Annotated in this window: 26 protein-coding genes; 14 read left to right on the top strand and 12 right to left on the bottom strand. The window is 54.0% G+C overall.

The window, feature by feature from the left end; translation table 11 throughout:
- Position 1 precedes the first annotated feature (1 nt).
- Together R0135_RS06750 and R0135_RS06745 are read right to left on the bottom strand one after the other, a co-directional pair.
- The gene (locus R0135_RS06750; protein ID WP_407349490.1) at positions 2–1,045 is read right to left on the bottom strand and encodes an NADP(H)-dependent aldo-keto reductase; all 1,044 of its coding nucleotides are present in this window, start codon (positions 1,043–1,045) and stop codon (positions 2–4) included.
- Positions 1,046–1,110: 65 nt separating this feature from the next.
- A complete protein-coding gene (locus R0135_RS06745; protein WP_407349489.1) occupies positions 1,111–2,049 on the bottom strand; it encodes a cation diffusion facilitator family transporter in 939 nt (312 codons plus the stop codon).
- 180 nt (positions 2,050–2,229) lie between these two features.
- Between R0135_RS06745 and R0135_RS06740 the strand changes: the two genes are divergently transcribed.
- Positions 2,230–4,155: a TonB-dependent receptor plug domain-containing protein gene (locus tag R0135_RS06740; RefSeq protein ID WP_407349488.1), complete on the top strand. Its 1,926-nt coding sequence runs from the start codon at positions 2,230–2,232 to the stop codon at positions 4,153–4,155.
- Positions 4,156–4,177: 22 nt separating this feature from the next.
- Here the strand turns inward: R0135_RS06740 and R0135_RS06735 are convergent, their stop codons facing one another.
- The 4 genes from R0135_RS06735 to R0135_RS06720 are packed head-to-tail and all read right to left on the bottom strand — an operon-like array spanning position 4,178 to position 7,156.
- Complete coding sequence (locus R0135_RS06735; RefSeq protein WP_407349487.1) at positions 4,178–4,840, bottom strand: glutathione S-transferase; 663 nt, start codon at positions 4,838–4,840, stop codon at positions 4,178–4,180.
- A gap of 40 nt (positions 4,841–4,880) precedes the next feature.
- Positions 4,881–5,240, bottom strand: coding sequence for a GFA family protein (locus R0135_RS06730; RefSeq protein WP_407349486.1), 360 nt, complete (start codon positions 5,238–5,240; stop codon positions 4,881–4,883).
- A 41-nt stretch (positions 5,241–5,281) separates the two neighbouring features.
- The gene (locus tag R0135_RS06725; RefSeq protein WP_407349485.1) at positions 5,282–6,046 is read right to left on the bottom strand and encodes an SDR family NAD(P)-dependent oxidoreductase; all 765 of its coding nucleotides are present in this window, start codon (positions 6,044–6,046) and stop codon (positions 5,282–5,284) included.
- A 33-nt stretch (positions 6,047–6,079) separates the two neighbouring features.
- The gene (locus tag R0135_RS06720) at positions 6,080–7,156 is read right to left on the bottom strand and encodes a dipeptidase (protein WP_407349484.1); all 1,077 of its coding nucleotides are present in this window, start codon (positions 7,154–7,156) and stop codon (positions 6,080–6,082) included.
- 127 nt (positions 7,157–7,283) lie between these two features.
- Here R0135_RS06720 and ltaE point away from each other — a divergent pair, with 127 nt between their 5' ends.
- A complete protein-coding gene (gene ltaE / locus R0135_RS06715) occupies positions 7,284–8,273 on the top strand; it encodes a low-specificity L-threonine aldolase (RefSeq protein ID WP_407349483.1) in 990 nt (329 codons plus the stop codon).
- Between the two features lie 4 nt (positions 8,274–8,277).
- Here the strand turns inward: ltaE and recQ are convergent, their stop codons facing one another.
- The 3 genes from recQ to R0135_RS06700 form a co-directional block, all read right to left on the bottom strand.
- Positions 8,278–10,044, bottom strand: coding sequence for a DNA helicase RecQ (recQ, locus tag R0135_RS06710; protein WP_407349482.1), 1,767 nt, complete (start codon positions 10,042–10,044; stop codon positions 8,278–8,280).
- 96 nt (positions 10,045–10,140) lie between these two features.
- Positions 10,141–10,338, bottom strand: a complete 198-nt coding sequence (locus R0135_RS06705) for a hypothetical protein (RefSeq protein WP_271562353.1) — start codon at positions 10,336–10,338, stop codon at positions 10,141–10,143.
- Positions 10,339–10,452: 114 nt separating this feature from the next.
- Entirely contained in the window at positions 10,453–11,436 is a 984-nt protein-coding gene (locus tag R0135_RS06700; protein WP_407349481.1) for a phospholipase A, read from the bottom strand.
- A gap of 140 nt (positions 11,437–11,576) precedes the next feature.
- On the opposite strand from R0135_RS06700, the gene R0135_RS06695 reads away from it, so the two are divergent.
- The 3 genes from R0135_RS06695 to R0135_RS06685 are packed head-to-tail and all read left to right on the top strand — an operon-like array spanning position 11,577 to position 14,616.
- Positions 11,577–12,653 (top strand): NADH:flavin oxidoreductase, encoded by a 1,077-nt coding sequence (locus tag R0135_RS06695; protein WP_407349480.1) that lies wholly within the window; start codon positions 11,577–11,579, stop codon positions 12,651–12,653.
- 21 nt (positions 12,654–12,674) lie between these two features.
- Complete coding sequence (locus R0135_RS06690) at positions 12,675–13,511, top strand: putative RNA methyltransferase (RefSeq protein ID WP_407349479.1); 837 nt, start codon at positions 12,675–12,677, stop codon at positions 13,509–13,511.
- Between the two features lie 55 nt (positions 13,512–13,566).
- Positions 13,567–14,616, top strand: coding sequence for an NAD(P)H-dependent flavin oxidoreductase (locus R0135_RS06685; RefSeq protein ID WP_407349478.1), 1,050 nt, complete (start codon positions 13,567–13,569; stop codon positions 14,614–14,616).
- On the opposite strand, the gene R0135_RS06680 is transcribed toward R0135_RS06685, so the two are convergent.
- Positions 14,613–15,980, bottom strand: a complete 1,368-nt coding sequence (locus R0135_RS06680; protein WP_407349477.1) for an NAD(P)-binding protein — start codon at positions 15,978–15,980, stop codon at positions 14,613–14,615. The two genes, R0135_RS06685 and R0135_RS06680, sit on opposite strands and share 4 nt — an antisense overlap.
- An 86-nt stretch (positions 15,981–16,066) precedes the next feature.
- On the opposite strand from R0135_RS06680, the gene R0135_RS06675 reads away from it, so the two are divergent.
- Together R0135_RS06675 and R0135_RS06670 are read left to right on the top strand one after the other, a co-directional pair.
- Positions 16,067–16,537 carry an isomerase gene (locus R0135_RS06675; protein ID WP_407349476.1) on the top strand — a complete coding sequence of 157 codons (471 nt, stop codon included), beginning with the start codon at positions 16,067–16,069 and terminating at the stop codon, positions 16,535–16,537.
- Between the two features lie 61 nt (positions 16,538–16,598).
- Complete coding sequence (locus R0135_RS06670) at positions 16,599–17,378, top strand: thioredoxin family protein (RefSeq protein ID WP_407349475.1); 780 nt, start codon at positions 16,599–16,601, stop codon at positions 17,376–17,378.
- 28 nt (positions 17,379–17,406) lie between these two features.
- Here R0135_RS06670 and R0135_RS06665 read toward each other — a convergent pair whose 3' ends face one another.
- Positions 17,407–19,020 carry an ABC-F family ATPase gene (locus R0135_RS06665; RefSeq protein WP_407349885.1) on the bottom strand — a complete coding sequence of 538 codons (1,614 nt, stop codon included), beginning with the start codon at positions 19,018–19,020 and terminating at the stop codon, positions 17,407–17,409.
- A gap of 208 nt (positions 19,021–19,228) precedes the next feature.
- Between R0135_RS06665 and R0135_RS06660 the strand changes: the two genes are divergently transcribed.
- From R0135_RS06660 to R0135_RS06630, 7 genes are all read left to right on the top strand, one after another.
- A complete protein-coding gene (locus R0135_RS06660; RefSeq protein WP_407349474.1) occupies positions 19,229–20,065 on the top strand; it encodes a S1 RNA-binding domain-containing protein in 837 nt (278 codons plus the stop codon).
- A 212-nt stretch (positions 20,066–20,277) separates the two neighbouring features.
- Positions 20,278–21,612, top strand: coding sequence for a DEAD/DEAH box helicase (locus tag R0135_RS06655; RefSeq protein WP_407349473.1), 1,335 nt, complete (start codon positions 20,278–20,280; stop codon positions 21,610–21,612).
- A 73-nt stretch (positions 21,613–21,685) separates the two neighbouring features.
- Positions 21,686–22,123, top strand: a complete 438-nt coding sequence (locus R0135_RS06650) for a nuclear transport factor 2 family protein (RefSeq protein WP_407349472.1) — start codon at positions 21,686–21,688, stop codon at positions 22,121–22,123.
- A 122-nt stretch (positions 22,124–22,245) separates the two neighbouring features.
- Positions 22,246–23,163, top strand: a complete 918-nt coding sequence (locus tag R0135_RS06645) for a D-hexose-6-phosphate mutarotase (protein ID WP_407349471.1) — start codon at positions 22,246–22,248, stop codon at positions 23,161–23,163.
- A gap of 107 nt (positions 23,164–23,270) precedes the next feature.
- Positions 23,271–24,710, top strand: coding sequence for an amidohydrolase (locus R0135_RS06640; RefSeq protein WP_407349470.1), 1,440 nt, complete (start codon positions 23,271–23,273; stop codon positions 24,708–24,710).
- A gap of 116 nt (positions 24,711–24,826) precedes the next feature.
- Positions 24,827–25,699 carry an endonuclease/exonuclease/phosphatase family protein gene (locus tag R0135_RS06635; protein ID WP_407349469.1) on the top strand — a complete coding sequence of 291 codons (873 nt, stop codon included), beginning with the start codon at positions 24,827–24,829 and terminating at the stop codon, positions 25,697–25,699.
- Positions 25,700–25,749: 50 nt separating this feature from the next.
- Positions 25,750–26,115: a DUF5329 family protein gene (locus R0135_RS06630; protein ID WP_407349468.1), complete on the top strand. Its 366-nt coding sequence runs from the start codon at positions 25,750–25,752 to the stop codon at positions 26,113–26,115.
- On the opposite strand, the gene R0135_RS06625 is transcribed toward R0135_RS06630, so the two are convergent.
- On the bottom strand, positions 26,105–26,800 hold the full coding sequence (locus tag R0135_RS06625) for a pseudouridine synthase (RefSeq protein WP_407349467.1): 696 nt from the start codon (positions 26,798–26,800) through the stop codon (positions 26,105–26,107). The two genes, R0135_RS06630 and R0135_RS06625, sit on opposite strands and share 11 nt — an antisense overlap.
- Positions 26,801–26,900 lie beyond the last annotated feature (100 nt).

Below are 26,900 nucleotides of genomic sequence, written 5' to 3'. Positions count from 1 at the left end.
CTTAAGGTGCCGGGATTCTGTACTGTTGATGAATGTCTTCGATTTTTCCTAGTAGTTCTTTACTGAGTGTTACATCAATACTGGCAATGTTAGTGCGCAACTGCTCCATGGTGGTAGCGCCAATGATGTTGCTGCTCGTAAATTGCCTGCTGTTAACGAAAGCCAGCGCCATTTGAGATGGGTCCAAGCCGGCCTCTTTGGCCAGTGCGACGTATGCATCACTTGCGGCCTCTGATTGTGGATTGCTATAGCGACTGAAGCGTTCAAAAAGTGTGAGCCTTGCACCGGCCGGACGCGCGCCGCCTTGATATTTGCCGCTGAGCATACCGAAGGCGAGGGGAGAATAGGCCAGCAGACCTGTCTGTTCCCGTATGGCCATTTCGGCAAGACCCAGCTCGAAGCTGCGATTTAGCAGGCTATAGGGGTTTTGAATGGACTGTACTCTGGGCAGATCCTGCTCTCGCGCAAGGCGGAGATACTCCATGAGTCCCCAGGGGGTTTCGTTGGAAATCCCGATAGCGCGAACTTTGCCTGTCGTGACGAGTTCGCCAAGTGCAGAGAGCGTTTCTTCGATGGCAATGCCATCATCGTCTCTGTGCCGGTAGCCTAATTGACCGAAGAAGTTTGTAATGCGCTCGGGCCAATGTACCTGGTAAAGGTCAACGTAATCTGTCTGAAGTCGCTGTAGAGAAGAGTCGATGGCTGCATGAATATGCTCTCTCGAGAGCCGCGGTCCACCGCGCAGATGGTCAAAGTCCCCTCCGGGCAGACTTCGTCCAGCGACTTTTGTGGCCAACACAACATCGTCGCGTTTGCCTCGAGCAGCAAGCCATCGTCCGATGATTCGTTCCGTTTCGCCCTGAGTCTCAGCCCGTGGTGGCACCGGATACATTTCGGCAGCGTCGATAAAGTTCACACCTTGATCCACCGCGTAGTCCATTTGCTCTGCGGCTTCTTCGTAGCTGTTTTGCTCCCCAAAGGTCATGGTCCCAAGGCAGATCAGGCTCACATCGATGTTGGTGCTGCCAAGCTTTTTGTATTCCATAGCGTGTCACTTCCGACTTTTGTTAATGATGGAGGTTCGGCCCAAGCAAGAACTCCTGCGTTGTTCTACCAACGCTGAATCTCTACGAGGCCCGCGGGGTCCTGATGCACAACGATGTCAGCGCCAGGAAAAATTTTAGAAATAGCTGTTTCGACTTCATCGGCGATGCGGTGGGCCTCGCGCAGTGATATGTCGGCGTCCATCTCCAGATGTAATTGGATAATGGGCGTTCGCCCCGATCGGCGTGTGCGCAAATCGTGCATGCCTTTTACCTCGGGGTTTGCCAGGGCAATCTCCTTAATCACTTGTCGTTGCGTCTCTGGAAGCTCCCGATCCAGGAGCTCGTTGAGTGCCTGGCGGAGGATTTCCCGCGTCGACACCAGCAGGTAGCCTGCGATGAGAAGTGCAAAAACAGGGTCGGCTTTGGTTATGCCCTGACCCGCGAGTAAAAGGGCCACCAACGTTGCGGCGTTACTCAGTAGGTCAGCGCGATAGTGAACGGAATCGGCATGAATGGCCATGGATCCGGTGCGGCGTACAACATAACGCTGCAATGAAACCAGCGCGGTGGTGACTGTCATGGCCAGGATCATCACCACTACCCCTGATCGCACTTCGGTGACAGCGACGGGTGTGAGTAATCGATGGATGGCCTCGTGTATGAGGAACGCGCTGGAAGCCAGAATAAATCCCGCCTGAAACAGGGCGGCGAGCGACTCTGCTTTGCCGTGCCCAAAGCGATGATTCCTGTCTGCCGGTGTGAGGGCGTAACGAACCGCGATGAGGTTGAGCAGCGATGCGCCGGCGTCCATCACCGAGTCAAGCAAGGATGCCAGTATGCTCACTGCATCGGTATTTACATAGGCGAAAGCTTTGATGGTAATCAGCAGGCATGCCGCCGCGACGGAGGCTACGGTCGCCAGCTTAAGAAGCCGCGACGCTTGCTTCTGGGGTGGCTCAGCGTTGCGGTGACCGGAATTTAGAGGTTGCGAAGTAATGCGCACCCACCTTTATTTGAACAATGAACGTCGTTACGCCTGTAAACGGATATGGTCAATAGCTGCGCGAGGGTTTAAGTCGGCGGCTCGAATGCGTACAGTCGCAAGCTGTCACCAAACGCTAATTCTATCATCATGGCCCCAATACTTTATGCCATTGCTGCAATACCGTGTCTCGGCACCGCTATGAGACTTTTGTTCCTTGGCGAAACAGCGCTTTTGCGCCGGCGTGTAGTGTCCTGCTTGCCTCTGGTCTTTTTGGGTGCCATCGCTCCGTCCCCGATGGCGCTTGCGCAGTCCGCTGTTCTTGAGGAAGTGCGAGTCATTGGTCGTCGTGATGCTTCGGCGCCTGCATTGGGCGCTAGCACTACTGAATTACTGGCCTTTGATGAGCAGGTATCGTTGAATCGGACGGTGGGCGACTGGATAGAGCAGCTTCCCGGCGTTAGCCTCAATGGCCAGGGCGGACTATTTCAGGCCTACAGTATTCGCGGCTTTAGCCGTTGGCGCATCCGGACTGAACTCAATGGTGTTCCGATTATCACGGACAGACGCGCGGGTAATGCCGCGTCCTTTGTGCCGCCAGACCTTATTTCGCAGCTTGCGGTGGAAAAGTCAGCTTCCTCCACACTCTATGGATCTGGTGCCATGGGGGGCGTGGTCAGTCTCGACACTCGACCTGCGGAGGGTTTGTCTGTCAAAGCCGAGGCGGCTAACAACGCGGAGCAGTTCTCGCTATCAGCACTTTCCGGAAGAGCTGATGGTCTGTCGGCGGGTATGAGTGTGCGTCGAGCAAGCGATGCCGATGATGCTGACGGAGAGAGCCTCAATACGGGCTTTGAGCAGCTGGCCGGCTTGCTGGCAGGCAGCACTGAGCTGGGGCAACTTGATTTGAACTACAGCTGGGTTGGGAGTCTGGGTCGAAACATCGGAAAGAGTAATGCGCTTTATCCCCAGCAGCGAGTAAGTAGCTACCCCAACGACAGACACTCCGTTGGGCAGTTGGAACTACGCGCCCCGGGAGATTGGTTTTTGCGGGTCTACCACCATTACCAGGATTGGGAGGCTGATGTTGAGCGAGTGGACGAGCGTCGAAATCTAACGCGCTACCAGTCACATACTGTCGGTGGGCTTTTTCAGGCTACTACAGCTTTTCTTGCCGGTGAGGGGAGTGTGGGCCTTGAATGGCTTGGGCGTCGCGGAGTCACTATTGACGATGAGGAATTTAGCCCCACGGGGATGCTGCTCGTTCAGCAGCGGTTAGTCGACGGAGATGAAGACACCCTCGCCGTATTTGCGGATCAGCAATGGGCACTGGGTGAGCTGACCATGAGCGCCGGGCTGCGTTACGATCACATTGAGCAATCTTCTGCCCAAAGTGATGATTCGGACGGACAATGGTCAGCCAGTGCAGCAGCAGATTACGCCTTGGGAAGCAGTTGGTCGACGCGAATTGAGTTGGCTTCGGGGTATCGTTTTCCGGGGCTAAGTGAGCGTTACTTTAACGGTACGACGCCGCGCGGCGAGGTTCTTGGGAACCCCGATCTCGAGGCCGAAACGCGACGTAGTGCGGAGCTGGCTCTGAGTTTTGCACCGCCTTCTTCGGCTATGCGTGGTGGAGTATCTGTTTATTACAGCGACCTGCAGGACTATATCGAGCGCTATTCCATTAGCCCGCTACTTGTCAGCTATCGGAACCTCGACGGTGCGAGTATTCAGGGGCTTGAGCTGGACTTTAGCCTGCAGGCAGGTCAGGTGAACCATCGACTGAGCTACCAGTGGCAGGAGGGGGAGGACGACCAGGGCAATACCCTCGCTGATCTTAATCCTCCCGGGTTGCGCTACTTTATGAGCTGGGAGGGCGAGCGGCGTGGCCTTTACAGTGATCTTAACTTTCGCCCTTCGCGGGATGATTTTGGGGCCGACGAGATACCCCTGGATTCCGCTTGGATCTGGAATGTCAGATTCACTCAGCGTGTAGCGGGAAATTGGCGCACGGAGCTTTTTCTGAGCAATATCCTTGATGAAGAATATCGTTCCACCGCGGATGATCTTGCCCCCTTCCAGCCAGGAAGAACCGTCGGCCTGCGTTTGGAGTGGAGTAAGAGCTGACCTTGTGGCGGTCGTGTGTTGCTTAGCCGTCTTCCGGAAACCACAAGGGTGATTGCTCCGGTGTCCACTTGGGGTGCTTGTGCATGACCGATGTGAAGAGCTCTGACCCCAGTAGATCATCCAGCCAGCGACGCAGCTGTGAGTAGGGTGTCTGATCAAACCACGGTCGATCGACCATGGCGAATTGTCGGATGAACGGAAAAATCGCGACATCGGCAAAACCTAATTGCGATCCATGCAACCAGGGTTTATCGCTTAGCCGTGTCTCCAGCGTGCCTAAAAAAACACAGGCCTGCTCCCGGTACCAGTCGGCGCTTTGCTGCGGGTGCCGGTCTGCATATTTGTACTTATCTAACATCCCTTTGAAGGAGCCATCGTTTTCGGCGATAAGCTCAATTAGCTCTCTGGGCAGCTTGCCGCCGGGCTCCAATGTTAGCCAGTGATCTTGATCCCTCTGTCTCAGGGCCCAAAACATTACATCAATGCTCTCGTCGATAACCCTTCCACCGGGGAGTATTAGCACCGGTACAGTGCCTTTTGGGGACGCCTCCAGCATGGCGGAAGGTTTGTCCTTGAGGACGACTTCGCGTAACTCCACACGAACGCCCGCGTAGCTCAGTGCCATGCGCGCACGCATGGCGTAGGGGCAGCGTCTGAAGCTGTAGAGTATGGGGACAGACTGCATCGTCGGTATCTTAAACGTAAGTTGTTGATGCCTGGCGGGATTAATCAATGAATTGCCAGGTATCGGCGCCGTCAAAGGTTCGCACGGTGGCGTCTTGAATGTCTGCAGCCAAAAGCATTCGTGCATTCACTGCGCGGCGTCGCGGTTCGTCCGTGCTTAGCGAGTCGTAGTGAGTCATACAGCCGCAGACACCGCAGTGCTGAAAAGCGATCTGCTTGTCGCCCCAAATGTAGGGCACCAGCGTGCCTTGTTCTGCATGCACCGTTGTTGTTTGCGTGGTGCAAAAAGCCCACAACGCTCCGTAGCGCCGGCAAACAGAGCAGGTGCATTGCACCAGCGTATCTGGCATGGCGTCTATTTTGATTTTTACGGCGCCGCAATGGCAGCTGGCTTCCAGCATTACTGTCGCCTCCTGGGAAGAGTGTCTTACTTTGCGAGTACCTAGGCGGTCATTCCGCCATCGACCATATACACGGACCCATTCAAAAAACGACTTTCATCGCTGGCCAGGAAAAGCATCATATTGGCTATATCCTCAGCGGTTGCGTAACGCTCAAGGGGGATCGCCGCTTTTATCGCAGCGTATTGAGCCTCGGGGTCTTCAGGACTCAGTCCCTGCTCCAAAGAGCGCATCATGCGGCCTTCAGCGGGTGCGGGATTGACCGTGTTGACGCGAATATTATGGGCCGCGCCCTCTTTGGCACAGGAACGCATGAGTCCCACAACAGCGTGTTTGCTGGCGGCATAGGCTGATAGTCCCGGCCCGCCGCTAACGCCCATGATCGATGACGTGGCGACGATACTGCCACCACCGTTAGAAGCCATTATCGGAAATACATGTTTGATGCCCAGAAAAACGCCGGTGACATTAATATCCAGCACTTTCTTAAAACTCTGTGTTTCCATTTCACTAACTGCTGCTACCGGACCCTCGGTACCTGCATTGGCCAGTAAGACATCGACTGTACCAAACGCCTTGACCGTCGCCGCGACGTATGCCGCGGTATCGACTTCGCTAGTAACGTCAGCAACGCAGTAGCGCACCGAGCCTGGCTCAAACTTGTCAGCAATCTCCCGCAGCTTCAGTTCGTCAAGATCCACCAGCATTACTCTGGCGCCGGCTTCAACAAATTGCCTAAGCGCTACCTGGGCGATGTCTCCCGCACCGCCGGTAAGGATTACTGATTTTCCAGAAACTGTGTGCATGGACCTACTCCTTGATGAAGTTGTTGTGGCCTATCAGCCAATGGTGTCGCGAAGCAAACGCAGCCAGTTAAGACCGAACAAGCGTTCGATATCGCCGCTGGACCAGCCCCGGCGATCCAGCACTACCATAAGATTGCGGTAGCGATCAGTACTATCGAGTTCAGGGATCCATGGCGGCCAGCGCAATTCGTAGCTAGGCTTGAAAAAGCCTGTTCTGGGGACGAACCACTCATCGTAGGTGGCCCAGGGTGAAATGCCTTGGGGCGGATAGTCCGTCGAAACACCAATGTGCTCCTTTCCGACGACATTCGCAGCATGTTCTATATGATCAGCGTAGTCCTCTATTGTGGTCTCGCCGCCGGGGTCTGGCCCTACAAAGTAGCCTAGCGCGACCATGCCCACCACGCCGCCTTTTTCAGCGCAGCTACGCATTTGCTCATCTGTTTTGGCCCTGGGATGAGCGCGCAGGGCATGGCACATGGTATGTGTGATACCTACGGGACGCTTGGAAAACGCGATGCCGTCCAGGGTGGTCTGTTGGCCGCAATGCGAGAGGTCGATAAGTACGCCGGTATCGTTCATGCGCGAGACGACCTCGACACCAAAATCCGACAGGCCTGCGTTAGTGCGCTCCAGGCAGCCGTCTCCCACCAGGTTTCGGAAGTTATAGGTCAGCTGGAAAGAGCGCATACCCAATGCGTAGAGCGCGTCGATATTGTCGACATCTCCATCAAGCATCGTGGAGTTCTGAAAATTCATCATCACAGCCGTACGACTCGATTCTTTTGCGCGCACAAAATCCTGAGACTCCAGGGCAAACATAAGCTTGTCGTTGTTATCCTTTACGCGACCTCGCCATTCCAGTAGGGCATTGATGGCAGTCTGGAGGTCTTTTCTGGGAAGGCTCTCGATGATGCCGGAGTAGTTGGCTGCGCGCAGGGCGGTGAAGACATCCTCATTCCATTCTTTTCCAAAACACAGTGCATCGATAATCAGCATATCTTCGTATTTGCTGGTGCTCGTCGAAGCGGCGGTGCCGGGCAGAGCCGTGCTTGCCAGCATTGCCGCCGCTGTGTGCAGAAATGTTCGTCGGTTTGTTTCCCAGTCCATAGCGTCTTGCCTCTGCGGTTGTGTGGCTTTGCGAAGATTCTGATTAGTAAAACCCGATTGACGCCCGCGGTCGACAGGTTTTTGGTTTACTATTTTGCTGATACTAAAGGATGAGCTGTAGTGCGCAATGATTGATCTACGAAGTGATACGGTAACCCAACCCACGCCCGAGATGCTCGAAGTAATGCATCAGGCGGACACGGGAGATGACGTTTACGGCGAAGACCCCACGGTAAACGAATTGGAACGCTTTGCTGCAGCGCTTACCGGCAAAGAAGCAGCGGTGTTTGCACCCACCGGTACCCAATCGAACCTCATTGGTTTGTTAAGTCATTGTCAGCGAGGTCATGAGTATATTGTCGGGCACGGTGCGCACACTTATATGTATGAAGGCGGCGGTGCCGCCGTGCTTGGTGGCATACAGCCATGTCCGTTGCCCTTTGCCATGGATGGCTCTCTTCCTCTTGACGAGGTTGAACGCGCCATCAAGCCTGATGACGCGCACTTTGCGATTACGCGTCTTCTGTGTCTGGAAAACACCCAGGCTGGAAAAGTATTGCCCCTGGAATATTTAAGGCACTTTAGCGCGCTCGCCCAGCGCTATGAGCTACGGCGACACCTGGATGGAGCGCGCGTATTCAATGCCGCGGTCGCCCAGTCGGTTCCCGTCGCCCAGATATGCGAGCACTTCGACACGGTCTCTATCTGTCTTTCCAAGGGTCTTGCCTGCCCGGTAGGTTCATTGCTCGTTGGCGATCAGGAGACTATTCGCAGTGCTCGTCGTTGGCGCAAGATGCTTGGCGGTGGAATGCGTCAGGCTGGTATTCTGGCAGCGGCAGGGCTGTATGCGCTTAAGAACAATGTCGCGCGCTTGCACGAAGATCATGAAAAGGCAGCAAGAGTCGCCGAGGCTTTGGCAACTCTGCCGAATATCCGACTGCAGGAGGAGCCTCAGACCAACATGGTGATGCTTGCCCAGGACACAGTCGTTGAGCCGCTGCAGCAGCACTTGCTGGAGGCGGGTATCAAGATATCAGGTGTGCGTTGGGTGTTTCATCAAGATGTATCTGACGACGATGTGGATAAAATTCTGGATGCCTGCAGAAGCTTCGCCTAAGAACTTAGCTTCGCTCATTGCCTTTGACCACGGCTAAAAACGCCTCGGCGTACTTGTCTCGTTTACGGTCGCCAACGCCAGAGATAGCGGCAAATTCATCGACATTTTGAGGTCGTTGTTCGCAAATGAGTTGCAGGGTTCGATCGTGAAAGATGATGTAGGGCGGTATGCCCTGATCTTCCGCTAATTGCCGTCGACATTCGCGCAGGGCCTCCCAGAGGCCTACATCAATGTGTTCTGGAAGTGCGTTTTTGGTAGTTCGCTTCGCAGAGCTGGTTTTTGGGTCCTGTCGCAACAGAATTTCTACTTCGCCGCGCAGGACGGCGCGTGCCGACTCCTGCAAATACAAAGCGCCAAACCGCGCTACATCGACGCTCAGATACCCCCGAGCTACAAGTTGTCGATAAACCGAGCGCCACTGCCGGGCATCCAGTGCCTTGCCCACACCAAAGGTAGGCAAATGATGGTGATCGTTCTGAAACACTTTGTCGTTCTCGGTTCCCCGAAGCACGTCGATAAGGTGATTTACGCCAAAGCGCTGTTCCGTGCGATAAACCGCGGACATGGCCATTTGTGCTGCTTCCGTGCCGTTCCAGGTGGCCACAGGGCTCAAGCAGCTGTCGCAGTTCCCACAGGGCTTATCGCGCAACTCGTCGAAGTAAGCCAGCAGAGCCTGGCGGCGACAGGTGGTGATTTCGCACAGGCCAAGCATGGCATTCAGCCGGTGCTGTTCTTCGCGTTTGTAGCTATCACTACCTTGAGATTGCTCCAGCATCTGACGCAGGGTGATTACATCCTGAAGGCCATATACCAGCCATGCATCCGCTGCTTGTCCATCGCGTCCCGCTCGACCGGTTTCCTGATAATAGGCTTCCACGGTTTTGGGTAAATCCAGATGGGCAACAAAGCGCACGTCGGGTTTGTCGATGCCCATGCCAAAGGCGATAGTCGCGACGATAATGACGCCGTCTTCCCGGAGGAAGCGACGCTGGTTATCGGCGCGGGTCTCGGCCGGCAGTCCTGCGTGGTAAGGCAGAGCCTTGAAGCCCTGATCAGCGAGCCAGCTTGCGGTCTCATTGACTCGCTTACGTGACAGACAGTAAACGATTCCCGCATCTTGCATATGCTCGTCGCGTAAAAAACGCAGCAGCTGAGCCCGGGGATTATCCTTTAGCGCAATGCGATAACAAATGTTGGGTCGATCAAAACTGACTAAAAAATGTTGCGCTTCACTTAACTTCAGTCGCTCCGCGATTTCTTGCCGGGTGCGGGCGTCAGCGGTAGCCGTAAGCGCGATGCGGGGAACATCGGGAAAGCGCTGATGTAATTCACTGAGCTGCAAATAGTCTTCACGAAAATCATGCCCCCATTGGGATACGCAGTGGGCTTCGTCGATAGCGAAAAGGGCGGGGGTTACCTGCTCAAGGAGCGCCAGCATCCGTGGCTGTAGCAGTCGTTCTGGAGCCACATAGAGTAAATCCAGTCGATTATCCAGCCAGTCCTGCTCAATTGATCGCGCGGTACTCAAATCAAGACTCGAGTTGAGGAACGCAGCCCGCACACCTAGTTGTTGAAGCGCCTCTACCTGATCCTGCATGAGCGCTATGAGGGGCGAGACGACAATTGCGCAGCCTTGTCGCAGCAGGGCGGGTATCTGGTAGCACAATGACTTCCCGCCACCTGTAGGCATGATGACCAGAGCGTCATCGCCACGGGACAGGGCGTTGATAATCTCCAGCTGCGGGGAACGAAATTCCGGGTAGCCGAACACCCGCTGAAGTGCCTCGAGCGCGTCAGCTGAATAGTCGGTCTGCGTTTGGGTCTGTTGCAGGGGGCCGTGCCGCCATTTCTGGCTAGCGGTGGTCCGCTAGTTTGAGCTTTTGGGTGCAGCCGCTTTTGCTTTGGGAGCTGCCATGTTCGCCTGACCACTTACGCCGGACTTGATCTGCTCGATTTCGCCGCCAGCTTCCAGGAACGCTTTAACTTTATCGTCCAAAGATGAGGAGGTTTCTACAGCTGCTGGCGGCTTCTTCTTGCCAGCGGTTCTTAGAGGTTTCTTGGCCATAATTACGCTATTGAAAATTTACGGGTACGTATCATAGCAAATTGTGGGGTCAAAAGTCCGCTCAAAGCCGGATTGTCGGGCAAATACCCGAGGGTCGCTTGTACGCAAGAGGACTCATAGCCAATCGGTCAACGCGATGCCAATGCCTATACGATTGTTGTAATTTTCCATGTCGATGAGATTTTCGCCATAGCCTGTATATATCTGTACAAATCCCTTTAGTCTGCGGAACAAGGGAAAGGTGTAGTTCACCTCCAATCCACTCCGGTTGGGGCTACTGAGGTTGTTTTTCAGGCCTATAGCTACCGTGTGTCGCTCACGTTTGTGGATGAGTCCAAGCTGAAGTCGGCCCATGTAGTCTTCGATGTTGGGATTGTCATCGACATCGGCGGGCTCGCTTATTCGGGCCCAGGTTTTTGCGGAGAAGACCCAGTTTCCCCGATCTAATGCGAGCTCTGCGGTGACACGATTCCAGCTTCTGGAGAGCGGCTCCGAGCGGCCATTGGACTGATGGTTGACCGCCAGCGTAGTCATTCGTGCGTTCCATCCAAACACCTCGAAGTCAGTAGGAACTTGCCAGAAAATCTCTGGTTGGTGATTCGTTTCTCGAAATGGCGCCGAGGCGTCATCTTCGGCATACAGCTGCCAGTAGGATTGCTGCGTATAGGCGGCCCATACTGAGGAATCCCTCCACAGACCTTGTGCTAGTCGAGTTTTCAGACTTAGCTGCATTTTTATCTCATAGTCACTGAAGCTCTCGCCCAGAGCGCCAAAATCAGCGTATTGGGGGTCGTTACTGAACGTGAGTGGAAGGATGTAGTTGGGATGATGTGGCGTTATGGAAAACCACTGATCGGTGAGCGTGGCCTCTTGTTCGACTCGGGCCTCGATGAGGGACACGCTCGGTAGTGCCTCGCTCAATAGCGCTACTTCGCCATCAGCACTGATTTGCGGTAGCTCAGCGGGGGTAAAGTAACTGTCAAAGCAGTTAAGACGCGCTTTGGCTTCGGGAATATAGGCGCAGGTTTCAGGGCTGCTTTGGGCCGTGGCGATCCAAAGCAATGGCAGCATGGCGGCCAGCCCAAGCAAATGTCGCATGGATAAGTGCTCAAGTGTGTGGGGGTAGGTGCGATGACAATAGCAGATCGGCAGGAACCTTCACCTGCCGATGCTGGCGCTGTACACGGGGCGCCAGTGTCGACAAAATACACGCCCACCTTGTTGACCGGAATATTTACGTGACCGATTTATTTGATGCCCTGACTTTTAAAAGCGGCGCTGTCATGCCAAACCGCTTCATGTTGGCGCCATTGACCAATCTGCAGAGCCATCCCGATGGCTGCTTGAGCGATGATGAATATCACTGGCTCACAAAGCGCGCGGAGGGTGGTTTTGGCGTGACTATGACCTGTGCATCACATGTGCAGGCAGCAGGCTGCGGCTTTCCCGGACAGCTTGGGTGTTTTTCTGATGATCATTTGGAGGGCCTGACGAGGCTCGCCAAGGGGATCAACGAGCAGGGGAGCGTTTCGGTGTTACAGCTCCACCATGCGGGAATGAGATCTCCTGCGGATCTTATTGCAGTAGCACCGCAGTGCCCCAGTGACAACGCGGAGACGGGCGCCCGGGGGATATCTCACGACGAGGTGCTCGCGCTTCGGGATGACTTTATTACTGCAGCGGTGCGCGCCGCCAAGGCGGGATTCACGGGCGTCGAGTTACATGGCGCCCATGGCTATATGCTTGCGCAGTTTTTGAGTCCCACAATTAATCAACGTGATGATGAGTACGGTGGCTCTTTGGAGAATCGCTGTCGGTTACTGCTCGAAATAGTCGACGGGGTTCGATCTCAGTGTGGGGCAGATTTTTTGTTGGGTGTTCGGCTGTCTCCGGAGCGATTTGATATCCGCCTGGCCGAAATGCGTGAGCTTGCCCAGCGATTGATGAACGAAGCAAAGATTGATTTTCTGGATATGTCCTTGTGGGATTCCTTTAAAGAGCCTATGGAAGAAGGCTTTGCCGGCAAAACTCTGCTTGAGTGTTTTACGGAGCTTGAGCGGGGAGAGGTGCGTCTGGGCACAGCTGGTAAGGTTCGCAGTGCAGCAGATGCCCGACGTTGCATCGAAGCCGGCGCCGACTTTGTCGTGGTGGGCCGCTCAGCCATTTTGCACCATGACTTTCCTCGGCAAGTTGCTGCTCACTCTGACTTTGAACCTGTTGCAAACCCCGTGAGCGCCGACTATCTGCGCAAAGAGGGTCTAGGTGAGGCATTCATCAATTACATGGCAACCTGGGGCGGTTTTGTCGAAGACTGAGACGCTCAAGCATAGGTACTGATGGCTTTTCGCTCTCATGCGGCTCTATGCTGCCCTCTCGATGGCTTGCCATTGGAAGTGCATGAGGGCTCTGTGCGCTGTCCCAATAAGCACGTTTTTGACATCGCAAAACAGGGATACGTGAACCTTCTTTCGGCGCAGGACAAGCGCTCTAAAGACCCTGGAGACAGCCAGGCAATGATTGCCGCCAGGCACCGGTTTTTGGAAGCCGGTCATTATGCTCCCGTGGCGGACTGCATCGCTGATTTACTACTGCCCCTTATTAATCATGAATCAGTGATCGTTGACGCAGGCTGCGGCGAGGCTTACTACCTTGGCCGCCTCAGAGAGTCCATCTTCGGCAGTGGTGGGCCTGAACCGCAATTCATTGGTTTTGATATTTCAAAGTGGGCCATGCAGACTGCGGCGCGGCGTTTTTCTGCAAGCTGGCTAGTGGCCAGCAATCGGAATATCCCACTGAGAGATGCCTCAGTGGACATATTGATTGATATGTTTGGCTTCCCTGATTTTGCTTCCTTTCATCGAATCATTAAACCCGGTGGACTAATGCTGCGAGTGCACGCTGGTGCGAATCATTTGCTCGAGCTTCGCCAAATCATTTATCCCGAGCTTAAAGAGCGCACGCCATCGGCCACAATACCCGACGGTTTTTCGGTTTTGCAAAAGCAACACTTGGGTTTTACGGTTTCGGGCCTTGGTCGTCAGAGCATCGGCGATCTACTGCTTATGACGCCTCATCTTTTTCGTGCCTCTGCAGATGGCAAGAGGCGCGCAGCAGCCCTGGAGTCACTGTCCCCCAGCGTTGATGTATCGCTGGAGTTGCTGAAACGGGACTGATGGTTTTGCCGCGCAAAGACACATTTTATCAGCCCAGAGGAATACAGGTCGACGCATGGTGACCAGATTGACCGATTTGTTCGGTTTGAAGTACCCGATCATTCAGGCGCCCATGGCTGGAGTTTCGACACCAGCATTGGCTGCTGCCGTAAGCAATGCGGGTGGCTTGGGGTCTGTGGCTCTCGGAGCACTGACTCCTGCAGCCGCAGCCCGTGCCCTGAAAGAAATATTCGCGCTTACGAGCGGACCGGTGGTGGCAAACCTGTTCGTCCACCGAGCTCCGCGCGTAGATGCGCAGCTGGCTCGACCTTTTCTGACTGAGATTGCGCCGGCGTTCGAGTCCGTAAAGGCGCAAGCGCCCGAGTCTGTCAGGGAAATCTACCCTTCCTTTAATGACGACGATGACATGCTGGAGATTCTCCTGGATCTGCAGCCGACTGCAGTGAGCCTACACTTTGGTACCGCAACCGCGTCGCGCATGCGTGCCTTTAAGCAGGCAGGGATTATGGTCTTGGCAACGGCCACCTCTGTTGCAGAAGCGCTTGCGCTCGAAGAGACGGGCGTAGATTTCCTCGTTATGCAGAGCTATGGGGCAGGTGGGCATAGCGGTGCGTTTTTAGGGCCGCCGGATTTAGCAACGGCCGGTGGCGCCGGCCTTAGCAAGCTCGTAAGAGACACGGTGGCTGCCGTTGAGCTGCCGGTAGTTGCTGCGGGTGGGCTGATGACGGGTAGGGATGTGGCCGATGTTATCGCTGCTGGGGCGACCGGTGCCCAGATGGGTACGGCGTTTATTGCGTGCCCGGAATCGCTAGCCAGTGACCGCTATTGCGAGCTGCTATTGAGCGGAGCGCCGACGCGGTTGACCTCAAATATTTCTGGCCGTCCTGCGAGGTCGCTCGTAAACGAGTTACTGCTTTGGGCCGACGGGCTCGCCGCGGATCCACCGGACTACCCGCTTTGCTATGACGCTGTGAAGCAGCTTGTGGCGGCAAAGCAGAATGCGGACTTCAGCGTGATGTGGGCTGGAGAAGGCGCGAATATGAGTCGCCGTCTGCCGGCCCGTGAGCTGCTGACAGTTCTGGCGGCTGAGTTGGCCGATGCTTAGCTCAGATACCCCACGAGTTTTTCAGCGGCGACCATCCCGTGCTCTTGCAAGCGCTGCATAAATGCTGCGTCCGCTTCAGGGGAAGTTGCAGGCGAACTAAACCCGTCCAGTCTCGCAGCTTTCATCCAGGCCAGCAGTGCTGGATCTTCCTGCCACGCTATACCGTTAATCAGGTCCGCCAGCATGTTGCGCATATAGTCAGTGTCGGAGTCTGGATGCGGTACTGGCGTGCAAAGCTGGTTTTTGCGCGCTTGATCATGCTTGCTAAGTTCAATGTGGGCTATGAAGGCTGCGCTAAACACCTGTTGGCACGTGCGCACGGCCTGCAGCGTAATTGTACCCTCGGTAAAAACCGCTTCTGGTGCTCGTCGAGCGAGTCCATCCGCCGTGCAGTCCACAAATAGGGTGTTATTGTCATAATCTACAGAGCCCTGTTCGAGTTCGATTCGGTCGGCATCGATATGTTTCACCCGGCCCATGCGGATCACATTCTTGATGGAGCGGAGTTTTTGTATCTCGGACTTGGTCACTGTGGCGCAGCGAAACATCGTGGGGTCCACGGTCTCGTCGATGCGCAGCACCATTCCCTGCGCTTCGGCGCGTGCGAAAAGATCTTCAACCGACTCGGATTCCGCGACCACTTTTACCTGCATCAGCGACAGTTGCTGAATCGAAGTTTCGAACAGTTCCCCCGCCTGAGCGTAGGCGCGATCCCACAACCAGGACTCTCTGGGTTTTATCCAGCAAATGGCGTCCGGGCTAACACCGTTATCAAGCAAAAACAAACAGGCGTCGAAACTGGTCTTCCCCGCGCCAATTATGGTGTACCTGCTCCATTGTCCGCCCAGACTCGTCAGGGCATTGGGGGCTACACAGGTGACGGAGTCGGCTACTTCGTATGCCGGCGGGGCCATTGAAGGTACCTTTACGTTCATGAACGTGGCGTCAACGACGGTCTGTGCATCGACGGCGTGGCTGGTCTGGCAAGTTAGTGACTGTATTTTGCCGTCGCCTTGATACTCGCACATGGGAAAGTACTTCACTCTGCCTGAGCTTAGGAACTCACGCATGATGTCATCGTAGTAGGCGCAAATTTCTGCTTTGCTCGCCAGTTCGTAGAGGCCTTTATTGTTGCCCATAGTGTCTATGCGAGCGCTACCCAGGGCGCGGGAATTGACGCCGTAAAAACCTGAAGGTTGATGCAGCCGCACAAAAGGGTAGGCCATGTTCCAGTGGCCACCGGGTTGATGTTGGCGATCAACAATGGTGATGCTTGCATTGGATTCGGTCATGAGCACATCTGCAAAGGCCATGCCCATGGCCCCGGCACCAATGATCAAGTAGTCGGTTTTATGTGTGTTCATCACGATTCCTTTTTTTGATTATTTTTGGGAAACAAGCGCTTAAGATCGGTATGGTTAGATCTCGGTCTGAGAAAGAGAAAAATATAATGGAACGATATCAGAAGTTAATGATTGGCAACGCTTTTTTGGTAATCGCGGTCAGCATGTTGGCTGGATTCATGCTTGGTTTTGGCTTGATAGGTGGGTTGGAGCTGTATCCTGGAAAAATCATTGCAATGCCTTATTACGGCACAGCCGAAGGGTGGGCCAGGGCACACAGCGGGGGACTTACCAACGGACTGTTAATAATCGCCGTGGCTTGGTCTCTACCAATGATTTCTTTAAGCAATCGAATGCGCAGCGTTACCGTATGGGGCTTTATCTACGTTGGCTGGGCAAACACCGTGTTTTATTGGGCAGGAAACGCGTCTGGCAGCCGGGCCCTGAGCTTTGGTGACAATCCTCTGGGTGCGAGTAACCTTTTCGGTGCTGTGGGCTTTGGTATGGCATTCGTGGGCGCTTTTCTGATCCTTTGGCTCCTGTGCTATGCGGCCATGAAGGCGCTGCGAAGTGTCTGAGATGACCCCGTGACTGGCCCTGCCGCTTACGCTTTGAATCTTTTATAGGAGTCTCGTCACCATGCGATCACTTTTTACCTATTCGCTAAAATTGTTGTGCCTGGTGGCCGCGACAATGGCTTACGCCACAGAGACAGCAGAGCTCTCGAATCCTTCTGCCTATGTGGACTCGCCAGATCCGATGCTGGATGTACAGCGGGCACTGGACCGCGCAAAGAGCAGTGGCAAACTGTTGTTGCTGGTGATGGGTGCTCAGTGGTGTCATGACAGCACTGGACTGGTAGAAAAGTTTGCGGCCCCTGAGGTTGCCAGCGTGTTGGCGAATCACTACGAGACCGTGTTTGTTGATGTCGGATACTTCAAAGACTTGCGTCAGATCACTCGGCGTTTTGATCAGCCGCACTATTTTGCGACACCCACTGTGATGATCGTCAACGCGAACACCGAGCGCTTGATTAACGCCAAAGATATGCACATCTGGGGCTCTGCCGATAGCGTGCCTACCCAACAGTATCTCGATTATTTTAGCGTCTATGCCAACAATCCTTCACCACAGTATGTGCCCTTACCCGATAGTCAGGCTTCGGTGGTGTCCGCCTTTGAGCAGCAAAATTCCCAGAGGCTCCAGGAGGCTTATGAGGTTCTTGTGCCGGGCATGAAGTTAGAAGATAGAACGGGAAAGGCAGCTAAAGAATTTCTCAAACAGTGGGGAGAAGTCCGTCAGTATCGAACAAGCTTGCAGCAAGATATTTTTAGGCTTCGCCGGCAGGTGCAGGAAGCGCCCGACGAAAGCCTCACACTTCCCCAATACGAGGCATTTAGTTGGGAGCAGTCGCCCTAGCTGTCTTCCGGCTCCATAAGAGACGTGTTCAGGATGCCAGGGCGACGTTGCCCAAGGCTTCCTGATGAGACAGGTACTCATCATAGGTGCCCTGAAAGTCAACCAACTCACCATCGCGAATGTCGATGATTCGAGTAGCCAGCGACGACACGAACTCCCGGTCGTGACTGACGAAGATTAGCGTGCCGTCGTAGTGTTCCAGCGCCAGGTTCAGGGCTTCAATGGACTCCATATCCAGGTGATTGGTAGGCTCGTCGAGCAGTAACACGTTGGTGTCCATCATCATAAGTTTGCCAAACAGCAGGCGGTTTTTCTCGCCTCCGGAGCACACTTTTGCCTTCTTGATAAAGTCATCTGAAGAAAACAGCAGACGGCCCAAAGTGGCACGCACGATCTGATCATCGTGACTGGGTTTACGCCATTGGCTCATCCAATCGAATAGATTGAGCTCGCTATCAAATTCATCAGTGGTGTTCTGGGGGCAATACCCTAAGGTGGCACTCTCGGCCCACTTAATGCTTCCCACGTTAGCTTGAATCTGCCCCATGAGGCAGCGCAGGAGTGTTGTCTTGCCCGCGCCGTTGTCACCGATCACTGCCAGTCGCGCACCGGCCTCGAGAATAATATTGCCGTTGTCAAACAGTGGGCCCTCGTCAAAACCATGGCTCAGTTTATCGATTACTACAGCCTGTCTGTGCAGTTTCTTTTCCTGTTTGAATCGAATGTAGGGGCTAACACGGCTGGATGGCTTGATGTCATCCAGCTTGATTTTTTCAATGCGCTTGGCCCTTGAGGTCGCCTGCTTGGCTTTGGAGGCGTTTGCGGAAAATCGCGACACAAAATGCTTCAGGTCGGCGATTTCGGCACTCTTTTTGGCATTTTGCGACTGTAGTCGTTCGCGAACAGCGGTTGATGCCGTCATAAAGTCATCGTAATTTCCTGGATACACACGCAGTTCGCCATAATCGATGTCGGCCATGTGGGTGCATACAGCATTGAGGAAGTGTCGATCGTGAGACACGATGATCATGGTGGACTTGCTTTGGTTCAGCACCGTCTCCAGCCAACGGATGGTGTCAATATCAAGGTTGTTCGTAGGCTCGTCCAGAAGCAGGATATCCGGGTCCGAGAACAGAGCCTGCGCGAGCAGCACTCGAAGTTTCCAGCCGGGAGCCACTTCGCTCATCAAACCGTGATGCAGCTCCTGAGCGATTCCTGCTCCGGTAAGAATTTCTCCAGCACGACTTTCTGCGGAGTATCCGTCCATCTCGGCAAACTGCACCTCAAGGTCCGCGACTCGCATGCCGTCTTCCTCAGACATGTCCGGGTTCGAGTAAATTCGATCGCGCTCTTGTTTAACTTCCCATAGTTCCTCATGGCCCATCATCACGGTATCTACTACGGAATATTTTTCGTAGGCAAACTGGTCCTGGCTTAATTTGCCAAGGCGCTCGTTTGGCGATATGGAGACGTTGCCAGCCGAGGGAGTAAGCGTTCCATCAAGGATTTTCATGAGTGTAGATTTGCCGCAGCCATTAGCCCCTATAAGGCCGTAGCGGTTTCCATCACCAAATTTAACGGAGATGTCTTCAAATAGCGGTTTTGCAGCAAACTGCATGGTGATGTTAGCGGTAGATATCAATTGATAAGTCCTGAAAAACGCAAGAAGCTCCGGAAGGCGTCCAGAGTTCTCAATGCTATTGCTAGGGAAGATGCGCACATTAATGGACTCAGGGTTGCAGGTCGAGTCCGGACCTTGGGAATAATCCCAAGCAATAATTGGATTGCAGCGGATTCGAAGCGGGCAATGATTTACGATAGTCGTCAAGAAAACCTTTGCGAGTAGCGGTATGCAGCAGGAAATCGGTCGATTTCACACCTTCAAGGTTCTTGAGATAGGGGCGCACAGTGCCATTTTGGATGCCCAGGCCTGGGGTCGCCTGCCCTTGGAACGCAAGCAATGTCCCGAATCTTTAGCCGTTGGTGACCAGTTGCAGGTCTTTGCTTATCTCGAGGCCGAAGGTCGCCCGGCACTCACCACGCTGCAGCCTGCGGCGCAGTTAGGGGAGGTTGCCTGGCTTGAAGTGGTCGAGATCAATAGTTTGGGCGCTTTCGTCGATTGGGGCTTGCCTAAGGATCTGTTTATTCCTTTTGCGGAGCAGCAGCACCCCTTAAAAAAGGGTGGACATACCCTCGTGAAAGTCTATGTCGACAATCAGGGCCGCCTAGCGGGCTCCACACGCATTGACCACTGGATTAGCGATAGCGCACAGGGCTTCAAGCAGGGGCAGCGGGTGAGCCTCATGGTGGCGGAGCGAACTGAGCTGGGCTACAAGGCCATTATTAACCACGAGTGCTGGGGGCTTTTGTACAGTAACGAATTGTACCGACGAGTTAAGAAAGGGCAGGTGATGGAGGGGTTTATTCAACGCATCCGCGATGACGGAAAAATCGACCTCTCTGTCAACCAGCCGGGATTCAGCAAAGCCAAGATGGATGATATCTCCACCAGGATTCTTGACCGACTGCGCGTCAACGACGGATTTCTTGCGTTGACGGACAAAAGCCCGCCTCAGGAAATTTATGCGGTATTTGGCGTGAGCAAGAAGGTCTTCAAGCAAGCTATTGGCGCTTTGTACAAGCAGCGAGTGATCTCGCTGGAGCAAGACGGCATACGCATGCTGTAGCACAAGAAAATTCTTTTCTTTCATTTATTCTCAGCTCTGTTACTGTGCGCGCCTTCGTGGCGTACTTCGGTCTGCGCCGCAACTAAGCTGCACGTATTGTGCTGGCTAGTACCCAAAGAAATCCCAGTCTGGACCGAGCCACTGCGTAAGCTTTAAAAGCCAGGGCGCAGGTCTGTCAGACGAACTTCTATACAACATCAGGAATACATTACGTGTTATTTAAAGATCTCAGCCTTTCGGCTGAACTACTGCGCGCCGTAGAAAAACAAGGCTACGACGAAGCAACCCCCATTCAACAAAAAGCTATACCGCTGGTTCTTCAGGGCAGTGACCTGCTGGCCGGGGCTCAAACCGGTACTGGTAAAACTGCAGGTTTTACCCTGCCAGTGCTGCAGCGCCTTCAGAGTAAATATCAGGAGGGTCAAAAGAGCTTTCCTAAAGTGCTGGTGCTCACGCCGACGCGAGAGCTTGCGGCGCAAGTTCATGAAAGCGTAAGAGACTACGGTCGTTATCTTCCATTTCGTTCAGCCGTAATCTTTGGCGGAGTTAGCATTAATCCCCAGAAGCAGAAGCTCATTAAGGGCGTAGACATTGTTGTCGCGACTCCCGGGCGTCTTTTGGATCATGTACAGCAGCGCAGTATTGACCTGTCCAAGATCGAGATTCTCGTTTTGGATGAGGCTGACCGTATGCTGGATATGGGTTTCATTCACGATATTCGGCGGGTCATGAAAGTGATCCCCAAGAAACGTCAGACACTTCTTTTCTCGGCTACTTTCTCTAATGAAATTAAGAAGCTGGCATCAGAGTTTTTGGAAAAACCCGAGCAGATTCAGGTCACGCCACAAAACACCGCAACGGAACTGGTTAGTCAGTTGGTTTATCCGGTAGACAAGAAGCGCAAACGCGAGCTGTTATCGCAGCAGATCGGCGAAGGTAACTGGCAGCAGGTGCTTATTTTTACCCGCACCAAGCACGGAGCCAACAAACTGGCCGAACAGCTTGATAAAGATGGCATTAGCGCGGCGGCGATTCATGGCAACAAATCGCAGGGTGCACGCACGCGGGCTCTGAGTGATTTTAAGGCCGGTACGATCAGAGCACTCGTCGCGACAGATATTGCGGCACGCGGTATCGATATTGACAAGTTGCCTCACGTGGTCAACTTCGAGCTGCCGAATGTGGCAGAGGACTATATTCATCGCATCGGTCGTACAGCTCGCGCGGGTCAGCAAGGTCATGCGATTTCTCTGGTCTGTGTGGATGAGCTTAAGCTGCTTCGCGATATCGAAAAGCTTTTGGGCAAGGATATTGAAAAGATCAATCTGCCGGGCTTTGATATTGACCCTAGCATCAAAGCTGAGCCGATTCAGAACGGTCGTGGTGGTGGGCGAAGTAATCCTCGCAACAATGGTCGCAGCGCTGCTCCAGGGCGTGGACGGGGGCAGGGAAGCGGTCGTCCTGGAGCTGGTGGCCAGAACGCTCGCCGAGGCAGTGGTGGCGGAGATCGCGCTCGATCCAGTAATGGAAATCGACGCAGCGCCTAAGTAGTTGCCAGCGCTGTGCTTCTATCGCAGTATCCTATTTTGGGTTCTGCGATAGCTTCGCTCAGGTGCTTACATGATTAACAAGGCTGTTTTATCTCTCACGCTGTTGCTGCTCAGTGCTATGTCGGTGTTTGCTGATGAGCGTTCGGAGTTGGCGGAATTGGTCGATGAGTTTCTCGCCGGTGCCTCGGTAAATGATGCTGATATGCATCGACGATTTTGGTCTGAGGACCTTGTCTACACAAGCTCCAGTGGGTCGCGCTACGGTAAGGAACAAATTCTCGCTGGTATGAGTGAAGCCCCGGATCCCGAAGAGGCCTCTGCGGTGTACAGCTCTGACCAAGTCGATATTCGCATTCTTGCCGACGGTGTGGCGGTGGTGACCTTTCGTCTGATCGCGACCGCCGACGATGGTGCGGTGGACTACTTCCTCAACACCGGCGTCTTTGAGCGCAGCAATGGCCAATGGCGAGCGAGTACCTGGCAGGCAACCAAAGTACCAAAAAAATGAGCCAGTAAGGCGGTTTGAAACCCTACAGAGGGATAGACTCTGATTTGTGCACTGCCTTTATTTTTAATTGAGTGCCTCTGCGCTCAATCTGACCAATGCCATGCGACGTTAGTGAAATCTCCGTGAATACTTCAGAACTCAATCAGCGATTTGCCATCGACGCTACGGTGCGTATCGTCGATGCATCGCCCAACTACCCGCTTATTGAAATAAATAACTCCCACGCAACTGCAAGCATTGCATTGCATGGTGCGCAGGTTTTGAGCTACCAGCCGCACGGTCAGGAGCCAGTCTTGTGGGTGAGTAAAGATGCCGTCTATGCCGAGGGTAAGTCCGTGCGTGGCGGTGTGCCAATCTGCTGGCCCTGGTTTGGTGCTCATCCCGATGCGGATAAGGCGCCTCATGGTTTTGTTCGAAATTGCTTCTGGCGATTACGGTCAATCCAGCAGCGTGCCGATGATTCTACCGAACTCGTGCTTTTTCTCGAGGATGATCAGCATAGTAGAGGTCTGTGGCCCGTACCTTTTGCCTTAGAGCTCAGAGTGTCTGTAGGGCAATCTCTTTCACTGTCACTGACCATGACGAATCGGGCAACGATACCGCAAACGCTAACCGCTGCGCTGCACTCTTACTTTTATGTTGGGGACATTGATGCCGCGGTCGTTGGCGGGCTGGAGCAGGTCGAATATCTCGATGCACTGCAGGAATTTCGGCGTTTTACCCAGGTGGGAGAAATTCGATTCGATGCTGAACTGGATCGGATCTATGAGCAATGCGATGCGGATGAATGGATAGAGGATGAGGCCCTGGGCCGAAAAATCTGCCTGCACAAGAAGAACAGTCAATCCACAGTTGTATGGAACCCCTGGGTCGACAAGTCTGCGAGGATGGATGACTTTGAGGTGGGGGGATATCGGCGTATGGTCTGTGTAGAAACGGGCAACGTCGCCCGTGATGCAGTTAACCTAGCCCCGGGGATGTCTCACACTCTGGGTGTCGATATTTCTGTTGAGAATCTTGTCCCGGCTAGCAATGATTAGCCCAAGCGGTTTGATCCCGAACGCCAGTCTCGAAACCCAAGCGCTGTACCGACAGCTAGAGCGCGGTACACTTTCTCCTCCAAAAGATTTTGAAACGGACGGTAGCCATGCCTAAGTCACTTCTTCCCCAACGGATTCTACTCACTGCACTGTCGGTATTCTCAGTGTCGGTGTCTGCGCAGCTTGATAAGGCCGCCATTCTTGATGCCCTTGACAGTGACTATGGGCGTTATCAGTCCATAGCCGAAACGCTGTGGTCGAGTCCGGAGCTGGGCTATCTGGAGGTGCAGAGCACCCGCCTGTTGCAAGATGCCCTGCAAGAAGAGGGCTTTACCGTTGAGGCAGGTGTTGCGGGCATGCCCACAGCGTTTACTGCTTCATTTGGATCGGGCGGACCGGTTATTGGTATTTTGGGTGAATACGATGCATTGCCCGGTATGTCCCAGGCGGCGGTTCCCTATGAAGAGCCTTTGTCTGAAGGAGCTCCGGGACAAGCCTGCGGACATCACCTGTTTGGCACCGCATCGCTGGCTGCAGCTGTTGCGGTAAAAAACTGGCTCGTTGAATCTGGCACGCCGGGCACGATCCGGTATTACGGCACACCCGCCGAAGAGGGTGGCTCGGGCAAGGTTTACATGGTGCGTGCAGGATTGTTTAACGATGTCGACGCAGTAATTAGTTGGCACGCCAGCGACGCCAACACCGCCAATCCCGGTACCAACCTTGCAACTATCTCCGGCAAGTTCCGTTTTACGGGGCGATCTGCGCATGCTGCGGCGGCGCCCGAGCGTGGCCGGTCTGCACTGGACGGCGTAGAAGCCATGAACGATATGGTCAATATGCTTCGCGAGCACACCACAGAACCCACGCGCATCCACTATGTGATTACCGATGGTGGCAACGCGCCGAATATTGTGCCCAAGACCGCTGAAGTCTATTACGTGATTCGTCACGAGGACGTTGATGAAGTGCGTTCTGTGTGGGCTCGTGTGGTACGCACGGCCGAGGGTGCTGCCATGGGTACTGAAACGAGCATGGAGTACGAGATTATTGGCGGAACCTATCCCCGTCTGCCGAACGAGGCCCTTGCAAGCACGCTGCACGCTAACCTGACTCAGGTGGGTGGTGTTGAGTACAGCAAGGAGGACCTTAGCTTCGCTCGAGAAATTCAAGCCACTTTGTCCGGCAGTCTTCCGGACATAGCCTCGGCCGGTGTTGTGCAGCCTAAAGTGTTTACCAGGGGTAAGGCGTCGGCAGACACCGGAGATGTGAGCTGGAACGTGCCCATGGCTGCCATGCGCGCAGCTACCTGGGTGCCGGGTACGCCAGCACACAGTTGGCAGGCGGTGGCTGCCGGCGGCACGAGCATTGGGTACAAAGGCATGATGGTGGCGGCAAAGACTTTGGCTCTGAGTGCCGTAGACCTCTATACCCAGCCAGAGCTGCTTACGCGTGCCAGAGCTGAATTTGAGGAGCGTATCGGCCCTGATTTTCAGTATGAAGCGCTACTTGGGGATAGAGAGCCAGCGTTAGACTACCGTAAGTAATGCCTCTTGGGTCACGGCGTCAGCCGGCGAGAACCGAGATTTAGCCTCTTTCGGGTTTTCAGCCGAAGAGGCGCGGATCGCGCCTGGGGTCCTTTAGTCAGGGTTCAGTTTGACTTATGATTTTCGTTGTTAGATTTACGTATTTGTTCTTCAGCGCCGTTCTCTCCATTGCTTGTTCGAGCACGCAAGGCGGTCCTATCGAATCTGTTAATGAGCTAAGGGAGTTTCAGGGCTTGCAGTTGGCGCCGCTGGTGAGCGCCGACCAATGCCGGGAATCGTTAGCCTTGAGCAGACCCGTGTCCAGTGCGGCGATTGACTCGTCTAATATCAAAATTTTGAACTGGAACATAAAGAAGGGCGAAGAGCAGGGCTGGGCGCTCGATCTTCAGCGTCTTTCGAAGGGGACGAGCCTGGTTTTATTGCAGGAGGCAGCGTTCAGTATGGATCTGCCGACGCATGTTGAGAAAACCCCCTTCGCCGCTTTTTCGCCCGGGTATATCAACAAGGATGACATTACGGGTGTGGTGACCTTTAGTGAGGTACGGCCCGTGCAACACTGTCGGCTCGGTGCGGTGGAGCCCTGGTTGGGTACCCCTAAATCCACGAACGTAACTCGCTACGCCCTGAGTAACACGGAGCATGAGTTAATGGTGGTCAATATCCATGCCGTGAACTTCAGCTTCGGTTTGCTTAGCTACCACGCTCAGTTGAACGAGATAGCAGATTTGCTGTCGGATCATCAAGGGCCTGTTATTGTTTCTGGCGATTTGAACACCTGGCGACGAGGGCGACAGCAGGCGCTGCTGACATCTATGCAGAGTCTGGGGCTGCAGACGGTAAAGTTCGCCAATGACTTACGAAAGACTGTTTTTGGAATGCCCCTGGATCATATTTTTACCCGAGGATTGTCCGTTGAAGAGGCCGTGGTTTTTGACGTGAGTTCTTCGGATCATAACCCCATGACGGTTTCATTTGCGCTAAGCCAGTGAGCTGCAGTCATCTTTGGATTTGGATTTGGATTTGGATTTAGATTTTTCTCATGTTTTTTAAGTTATTTCAAAAGGCTTTTCTTTTTGCGCTAGCGGTGGGCTTGAGCATGATCGCTGTCGCCGACGTTGCAGAGGAGGAGATTAATTTTTTGATCGGCAGCGTTGAAAGTAGTGCCTGCGTGTTTGTGAGAAACGGAAAAGAGCATGCTGCGGATGATGCGGCGGATCATCTTCGACTCAAGTACCGTCGAGGAAAGCGCTACGCCACCAGTGCCGAGAAGTTTATTGATCGCCTGGCCAGCGAGAGTTCATGGTCCGGGAAACCGTATTTTATTAACTGTCCGGATTCAGGGGATCACCGATCAAAGGATTGGCTGAGCGCGCAACTTGAGGACTACCGTGCCGCTAATCAGTAAAGCACGCTGCGTCATTTGGCGCGATGCTCCTGTATTCTCCACAGCCCAAATCACCCAGCTCATAGCGACCAACGGCAAAGCGATGGATGCTTAGTACCTTGTTATTAAAGCGGCCAAACATTCGCTTGATTTGATGGTACCTGCCTTCGCTTAGACCGACTTCGGCCGTTCTCTCATCCAGAATCGTGAGTGTCACCGGGCGCGTGGTTATTCCCTCAAAGCCAAAGTACATACCCCGCTGGAAGGCTTCTACGTAGTGTTCGGTGATGGTTTGTTCCGTGGTTACACGGTAGCGCTTGATGAGCCTGCTGTCGGGGTGGGATAGCTTCCTCGACCACTGCCCATCGTTGGTGAGCAACACCAGCCCCGTTGAGTTGTAGTCCAGACGGCCGACAATATGCAGTTGCTCTTTATAGGGCAGCTCAAGCAAATCGAGTACGGTTCGATGCTTTGGGTCTTTTGTGGCGCAAATCACACCCTGCGGTTTGTTGAGCAACAGGTAGTGAGCTGTATTGTTTTGTGTCCACTGGCCATCAATCTTTATGCGGCTAAATTTATCGATGGTTTGTGCGATGTCGCTGGCCACGACGCCATCGACGATGATGCGTCCTTGTGCCAGCATCAGGCGAACGGATCTTCGCGAAGAACGGATATGGTTACTAATATGTTTGTCCAGGCGTGGCATGGGTCTATCTTAACGACCTTGCGCTGCTAATATCGGGTTTTGTAATCTAAACAGCGACTTGGCGGCGATCTGGGCGACGCGATGAATGGCATAAACAACC

The organism is Congregibacter variabilis (genome assembly GCF_045689235.1).
Classification (GTDB): domain Bacteria; phylum Pseudomonadota; class Gammaproteobacteria; order Pseudomonadales; family Halieaceae; genus Congregibacter; species Congregibacter variabilis.
Note: the sequence above shows the minus strand (reverse complement) of the source record. Positions and strands in the feature narration are given on the sequence as shown.